Raw genomic sequence first — 7928 nt, 5'->3', positions numbered from 1 at the left:
CAGTTCAGTGCGCAGCGGGGGTTCTTTCATGTCCGAGGACGTCCGCGAAGGTCAGCCCTCAGGTCCTGCGGTGGGAGACTTAGGCCTCGTTGTACACCGTCTTGAGCTTCAGCAGGTGCTGATAGCGGTCCATAGCGGCCTGCTCGTTCTCCTTGAAGAGCTCCTCGGCGCGCTCGGGGAAGGAACGCGTCAGCGAAGCGTAACGGGCCTCGTTCATCAGGAACTCCTGATAACCACCCGCGGGCTCCTTGGAATCGAGCGAGAACTTCTTGCCGGCAGCAGCCTCGGGGTTGAAGCGGAAGAGGTTCCAGTAACCGCACTCGACAGCCTTCTTCATCTCGGCCTGGCAGTTCTGCATGCCACCCTTCTTGATGGAGTGCATCTCGCAAGGGCTGTAGCCGATGATGAGGGACGGGCCGTCGTAGGCCTCGGCCTCGTGAATGGCCTTGAGGGTCTGAGCCGGGTTGGCGCCCATGGCGACCTGCGCCACGTAGACGTAGCCGTAGCTCATGGCGATCTCGGCCAGGGACTTCTTCTTGGTCACCTTACCGGCAGCGGCGAACTGGGCGACCTGGCCCAGGTTCGAGGCCTTGGAGGCCTGACCGCCGGTGTTGGAGTAGACCTCGGTGTCGAAGACGAAGACGTTGACGTTGTGGCCGGAAGCCAGGACGTGGTCCAGGCCACCGAAGCCGATGTCGTAGGCCCAGCCGTCGCCGCCGAAGATCCAGAAGGACTTCTTGGTGAGGTAAGCCTTGTCGGCGAGGATTGCCTTGGAAGCGTCGCAGCCGCACTTCTCGAGCTCGGCAACGTAGGCAGCGGCAGCGGTCTTGGAGGCCTCGGCGTCGTTGACGGAGTCGATCCAAGCCTGGCCGGCGGCCTTGAGCTCATCGGACGGACCATCGGCAGCGATGATGTCCTGGGTAGCGGCGATCAGCTTGTGCTGAACGGCCTCATAGCCAACGGCCATGCCCAGACCGTGCTCGGCATTGTCCTCGAACAGGGAGTTGTTCCACGCCGGGCCGTGACCGTCCTTGTCCTTGCAGTAAGGAGCGGTGGCAGCGGGGTTGCCCCAAATGGAGGAGCAGCCGGTGGCGTTGGAAATGAACATGCGGTCGCCGGCGACCTGGGTCACCAGACGTGCATAGGCGGTCTCGGCGCAGCCGGCGCAGGAGCCGGAGAACTCCAGGTAGGGCTGCTTAAACTGGCTGCCCTTGACGTTGGCCGCGATGAGCTCCTTCTTCTCGGAGACGTTCTCGACCATGTAGTCCCAAACGGGCTGCTGGTCCATCTCCTGCTCGGTGGGAACCATCTCGAGGGCGCCCTTGGGGCAAACCTTGACGCAGTTGGTGCAACCCATGCAGTCGAGCGGGGACACAGCCATGGTGAACTTCATGCCCTTGGCCTTGGGGCCCATGGCGTCGAGCGTGCGGGTAGCCTCGGGCGCGGCGGCAGCCTCGTCCTCGGTCATCGCGAACGGACGGATGGTGGCATGCGGGCACACGTAGGCGCACTGGTTGCACTGGATGCACTTGGTCTCGTCCCAGTGGGGAACGACCACGGCGACGCCGCGCTTCTCGTATGCGGAGGCGCCCAGCTCAAACTGGCCGTCGGCGCAATCGACGAAGGCGGAAACAGGCAGGCTGTCGCCGTCCATGCGATCGATGGGCTCGAGCAGGTTCTTGACCTGCTGGGCGATAGCGGACTTGGTCTCCTCGGAAAGCTCGACGGGAGCGGCATCCTCGGCGGTAGCCCAGTCGGCCGGAACCTCGAACTTACGGAAGGCGGTAGCGCCGGCATCGATGGCCTTGTGGTTGGCGTCGACGATAGCCTGGCCCTTCTTCATGTAGGACTTGGTAGCCGCGTCCTTCATGTACTGCAGGGCGTCCTCGGCGGGCAGGACCTTGGCCAACGCGAAGAAGGCGGACTGGAGCACCGTGTTGGTGCGCTTGCCCATGCCGACCTTGGCCGCCAGGTCGATAGCGTCGATCAGGTAGACGTTGACGTTGTTGTTCGCGATGTAGCGCTTGGCCACGGCGGGCATGCGCTCGGCGAACTCCTCGTCGCTCCACTGGCAGTTGACCAGGAAGGTGCCGCCCGGCTTGACGTCGCGGACCATCTTGAAGCCCTTAACGATGTAGCTGGGGTTATGGCAGGCGACAAAGTCGGCCTTGGTCACGTAGTACGGCGAACGGATCGGGGAATCACCAAAGCGCAGGTGCGAGACGGTGACGCCGCCGGTCTTCTTGGAGTCGTACTGGAAGTAGGCCTGGACGTACTTGTCGGTGTGGTCGCCGATAATCTTGATCGAGTTCTTGTTGGCGCCGACGGTACCGTCGCCACCCAGACCCCAGAACTTGCACTCGATGGTGCCGGGGGCTGCGGTGTTGGGCGCATCCTCGGCCTCGGGCAGGCTCAGGTTGGTTACGTCATCGACAATGCCGATGGTGAACTCGCGCTTGGGCTCGTCCTTCTTGAGCTCCTCGAAGACAGCGAACGCGGACGCGGGAGGCGTGTCCTTGCTGCCCAGGCCATAACGGCCGCCGACAACCTTGATGCCCGTCTTGCCAGCCTCGTAGAGAGCGGAGACGACGTCCTGGTAGAGCGGCTCGCCGATGGAACCCGGCTCCTTGGTACGGTCCATGACGGCGATCTTCTGGACGGTCTCGGGGAGAACGTCGACGAAGTGCTTGATGGAGAACGGACGGAACAGACGAACCTTGACCAGGCCGACCTTCTCGCCGTGAGCGTTGAGATAGTCGATGACTTCCTCGAGCACGTCGCAGAAGGAACCCATGCACACGACGACGCGATCGGCATCGGGAGCGCCGTAGTAGTTGAACAGGCCGTAATCGGTGCCGAGCTTCTCGTTGATCTTCTTCATGTAGCCCTCGACGACGGCGGGAAGCTCGTCGTAGACCTTGTTGCAGGCCTCACGGTTCTGGAAGAAGATATCGCCGTTCTCGTGGCTGCCGCGGGTGTGCGGATGCTCAGGGTTGAGCGCGTGGTCGCGGAAAGCCTGGACGGCGTCCATGTCGCACATCTCGGCCAGATCCTTGTAGTCCCACATGGCGACCTTCTGGATCTCGTGGCTGGTGCGGAAGCCGTCGAAGAAGTTAAGGAACGGGGTCTTACCCTCGATGGCGGCAAGGTGAGCCACCGGCGAGAGGTCCATGACCTCCTGGACGTTGCCCTCGGCGAGCATGGCGAAGCCGGTCTGGCGACAGGCCATGACGTCGGAGTGATCACCAAAGATGTTCAGGGCGTGGGAAGCGACGCAACGCGCGGAAACGTGGAAAACGCCCGGGAGCTGCTCGCCCGCGATCTTGTACATGTTCGGGATCATCAGGAGCAGGCCCTGAGAAGCCGTGTAGGTGGTGGTCAGAGCACCGGCGCCCAGCGAACCGTGAACGGTACCGACTGCACCTGCCTCGGACTCCATCTCGACGACCTTGACCGGGGTGCCGAAGATGTTCTTGCGACCCTGGGCCGCCCACTGGTCGACATGGTCGGCCATAGGGCTGGACGGCGTAATGGGATAGATTCCCGCTACCTCGGTGTACGCATACGAAACATATGCGGCCGCCTCGTTGCCGTCCATAGACTTAAACTTACGCGCCATATACCCCTCTCCTCTCATATAGGTATACAGGCCCCGGCGATCGCCGGGATGTTGGCGTGATGGGATTTTCGCTGTTGCTTCCAATCATCTGGCAGGCAGGCTCAGCAGCAGGTACATGGCGTGGAGAGAAGGCATGCCGAGGCGAGGAGCGCTTGCGCCCCACAGACCCGACCGCCCGTCTTGCACATGACCGAGCGCCGCAAAGGCCGCATGCCGGATGCTCCCGGGCACGCCCCGGCGATGGGAAGCGCCCGCAACGGAAATCCGCATGCGGGTTTATTGTACCCCGCCTTCAAGTGTAATTTCGGCAAATATAGGCGGGCGGTAAAGGTTTACCTTGGGTGACTGCCAAGGGCCAAAATGGTCCCTCCATCCCCGGGCGACTGGCCCTGGCGCGCCAAGGAGTGTCCCCACGTGCCGGCAGAAAAGGAACGTCCCTATCTGCCGGCTAGAGGGCACCGAAGAGGATGGCGTAGGTAGTGGATTCGCCGAGCTTGAGCTCGTCGCCGGGATTGAGTTGGGCGGAACGACCGGGCTCGACCTGAATGCAGACGCGCGTGGCCCCGTTTACCACCACGGTTCCGTTGGTGGACGACAAGTCCTCGACGTGCCAAATATTTTGAGCATCGCACCAGATATGGGCATGGCGGGCCGAGACATCGTCGCCGACGTCGGTAATATCGCCCTCACCAGTGGCCAGCGCGCCAATCTCAACACCCTGCTCACTCGGCTGAATCCAGCGCGGGGCGCTCACGACAAAACTGTTTTGTACGCGCAGCAAGCCCAAGGGGTGCGCCGGGGCGGGTTCGCGTTCGCCCGCGGTCATCGACATGCCAAGCGAACGCAGCGTGGATGTGCCTCCGCCACAGGTCGCGTGCGCGTAGTCGATGGCATAGTTCACCGAGGACCGCACATCCGCCGAACAACCGACGGCGACAAACAGCACCAGCACGGCCTCGGCGCGCTCGGCGGGCATGAGTTCCGCCGCCTGGGACAGGCGATCGAGCGCGTTGCGATAGAGATTCGTGTCCTGGTGGCACTCTTCGAGCGCGCGTACCATCGGTTCACCTGCAGGACCGCACACCATATTGATCACAGCCGTGGAGTCCATGGGATTTCGCTGGCGCAGGGCCAGTTGCGACATAATACGCGCAGCCGAGGTACCGTATTCGGCAAAGTAGCGCTGCTGAAGCGTGCCGACCGGCGCGCGAACGATAAAGCGGGAAACCCAAGAGCGATCAGCGGCCCGGCTCTGCGGGCTGCGGCCGTCGGCGAGCGGACGGGACGAAAGCACCAAGCCGCACAGCTCGATATGGCTCAGATGCGCCGCGCGCTTAAAGATGTCAAACATGGCCCCGCATGGGGTGAGCTCAACTTGAGATGCCATGACCTAGGCCTCCTTGGTCGTAGAAATAGAATCGGACGATACTTCGACAGGTCCGCCAAAAGTACGGGCAGCTGCGGCTCCGCCGGCAAGTGGAGTCGCCATCTGGGCTTTTGTGCGTCGCGGTGCCGAAACGGGAAGTTCAAAGGCAAAGCCCATCGCAAGCAAAAACCACGTAAGCGTATAGGTTGCAACCAGAGCGGCAACAAGGCCGCCCATCACGGCGCGTTGGGAAAATACGCTACATGCAGCCACAACCAGCACCGGAACCTCGCAGGCAGAAAGCGCAAGCACACCCTGCAGGAAGCCCGTGCGCCGATCGCGCGCAAGTGCCCCCGCGGCAACGCCGGCTATGCCTGGCAGCGCCAACGCCAGTGCGGCAATAATACCCGGTAGCGGCCCAGACCACACGAGCGATCCCAAAGTCGCCGTCACGCGAGCGCCCGACGCCAGCAGCGCGGCCGAAACCACGACCACAGCCCAAACCACGCCGCAGACGACCGCCGCGCCGACCATCAGCGCGCGACGAACCGCGCGGCCGGACGCATCCATAGGGCACGGCGTGAGCGGCTCGCCGCGGAGCGAACGACCGACATTTTGCGCATAGTGGTCACAAAACGCCGAGAGCGCCGCCTCGACCGCCGCCGGCTCGGGACGATCTTTTTGATGGCTGGACAGACAGGTCATCACCACGTCGAACAGCTGGGCATCGACAAACGCCAGCGCATCGCGTAGCTCTTCGGAATCCGGCTCAAGCCCTAGCTGCTGGGCCTGCTCGGCCGCGGCGAGCGCGACATCGGGCTCACGACGAAGCAGCTGAGTCAAATCGCAACCGGGCGCATGGGCACCAACGGGATAGTCGGGCCGCGTGTCCATCTTGAGACGGTAGGGGCTGGCGATGTCGCGCGTCTTTTTGCGCGAACCCGAGGTGCCCGAAGTGCTCGGCGCGGCTTCGTATGGCGCGACGCCGGCAATGAGCTCGTAAACCGTGCTTGCCGCGGCATAGACGTCAATCGCCGGCGACATACGCAAAGCGCGCAGGTCGGGAATATCGTCGGTGAGCATCTCGGGCGGAGCGTAGGCCACCGTCGCGCGACGCAGCGTGGCATAGCGCTCGGTAAAGGATGCCTTGCCGCCGGTACCGGCCACGGCCGACGCAGGCTCGAGCGCCAGCGACGAGCCAAAGTCGATCAGGCACAGGTCAAAGGTGCCCTCGGCAAGCTGCCGGTCAAGCGGTAGACGCGCCGTACGCACCATAATATTAGCGGGCGAGATATCGCGATGGACAAAGCCCTCCCCCACCAGGCTCATGCGGCAGAGCAGGTCGAACAGGTCGCGCCCCAAGCGCGCCGCCACAAGCGGCGATAGGCGGCCGGCATCGTCCACGGCAAAGCGCGAGCGCAAGCGGGCGAGCGTCTCGCCCTCGACCCATTCCATGACAATTGCAGGCACACCGTCAACCTCGCCCCAGCCATAGAGGCGGGGAAAGCCCTTAAGGCCCGAAAGGGCGCGATGGCATTCATATTCCTCGCGAAATGCCGCTTTGAACTTGGCGACCAGCGCCTCATGGGCGGCATCGTCGTCAAACTCATCGCGCGTCGACAAGATGAGCTGTTTGAGTGCTACGGCCTCGCCTTGGGCGTTGACGGCACGCGTCACGCAGCCGATACCGCCACGTCGCATGGTGGCATCGTCGGCAAACAGTATCGTAAAACGACGCAGATAGGCAGGCAGTTCGTCCTGACCGAGCGCAATGGCCGGCTCAAACCCGTCGACACGCGCCAGGCGCAGGCCGACCATGGGATCGCGACCGAGCGATTGTGGTGTGGTGGATACAAGATCGGTCATCATAGGGCAAGCGCCGCCACGCTATTGTTGAAGTTACCGAGCGCGACGTCATCATCGCCGTAATGGCCGACCCATTGACATAGGTTGGTGTAACAGCCCCACAGATTGGCATACTGCTGATACCACTTTGACCGGGGCGAGAATGTCTGACGACCGAACTCGGCTCGAATGACAAACATCTCCCCGACCAGGCTGTCGCACGGCCTGGGATCTCCCGTAGAGTTATAGGTCGAAACCACGTCATTGGCACGAGAAACATAGCCGTCGAGCATGTTGTACTTGGTCACAAGCCAACTGTGAATGTTCTCTTCCTCAGCAGCGGAAAGGCCACCGGAGTTTGCATCGTTGTCAGTGTTGCCGCCCGTCGAGCCGCCGTTTCCAGACCCTCCGGCAGAGGAACCCGACCCAGAGCCGCCGCCCGAACTCGACGAATCCGAGCCGGAGCCAGAAGTATCCGAGCTACCGGGCTTTCCGGACTGCTGGGCGTCCTGCTCCTTTTGCTGCTCGACCTTATTCACCGTTGCCGCCACGCTATTGTTGGACAACCGATCGATGATCTTGGTGTTGGTGAGCACGATGGTTTTGCCATTGGCAAGCGTGACTTCGTTGTCCGGGGCCTCGGCGCCGTCCGCGTCGTCAGTGCCAAACACAATATGCGTGACCACACTTGCCCAAGCATATCCAGTCGTGGTGCCCAGGTCACTTTTGACCTCATGCCCCACGCGCGGTTCGCGTGCGGCATGTGCCTGCATCATGGACGGCACGGTCATGCCATAGGCAGAAACGCCAGCTATGACCAGCACCAGCGAGCACGACAGCAGCGCGTACGCCCGAGGCGCCAAGCCCAGTCGGCGTCGCATGCGCACCGCGGCGCCGCGCTTTGTCTGAGTGCCACCGGGCCGCATGCGTTCTCCTCCAACAAAAACACGCCGCTCGGGAGCGGCACATTCATTCGAATCCATATTTGAGTGTATCAGCGAACCCAAAAGGTTGCGCAACGAATGGGCAAATTAAGGATGCGAGCGGAAGCATCCATGCGATAAGCGGATACAAAGCATCTTTGTTGCACAACAAACT

General features: G+C 62.5%; 4 protein-coding genes. All 4 read right to left on the bottom strand.

Going from position 1 to position 7928, the window contains the following annotated elements; all coding sequences use genetic code 11:
* Positions 1-79 precede the first annotated feature (79 nt).
* Positions 80-3619: a pyruvate:ferredoxin (flavodoxin) oxidoreductase gene (gene nifJ / locus DWZ52_RS06475; RefSeq protein WP_118385158.1), complete on the bottom strand. Its 3540-nt coding sequence runs from the start codon at positions 3617-3619 to the stop codon at positions 80-82.
* Between the two features lie 448 nt (positions 3620-4067).
* The gene (locus DWZ52_RS06470) at positions 4068-5006 is read right to left on the bottom strand and encodes an FHA domain-containing protein (protein WP_118385157.1); all 939 of its coding nucleotides are present in this window, start codon (positions 5004-5006) and stop codon (positions 4068-4070) included.
* A gap of 3 nt (positions 5007-5009) precedes the next feature.
* Positions 5010-6854 (bottom strand): hypothetical protein, encoded by a 1845-nt coding sequence (locus tag DWZ52_RS06465; protein ID WP_118385156.1) that lies wholly within the window; start codon positions 6852-6854, stop codon positions 5010-5012.
* Positions 6851-7756: a hypothetical protein gene (locus tag DWZ52_RS06460; protein WP_118385155.1), complete on the bottom strand. Its 906-nt coding sequence runs from the start codon at positions 7754-7756 to the stop codon at positions 6851-6853. Before DWZ52_RS06460 ends, DWZ52_RS06465 begins: the two co-directional genes overlap by 4 nt.
* Positions 7757-7928 lie beyond the last annotated feature (172 nt).

Origin of the sequence: Collinsella sp. AF33-16, assembly GCF_003475325.1 — a bacterium.
In the GTDB taxonomy this organism is placed as follows: domain Bacteria; phylum Actinomycetota; class Coriobacteriia; order Coriobacteriales; family Coriobacteriaceae; genus Collinsella.
This window is presented reverse-complemented; position numbering and strand designations above follow the sequence as displayed.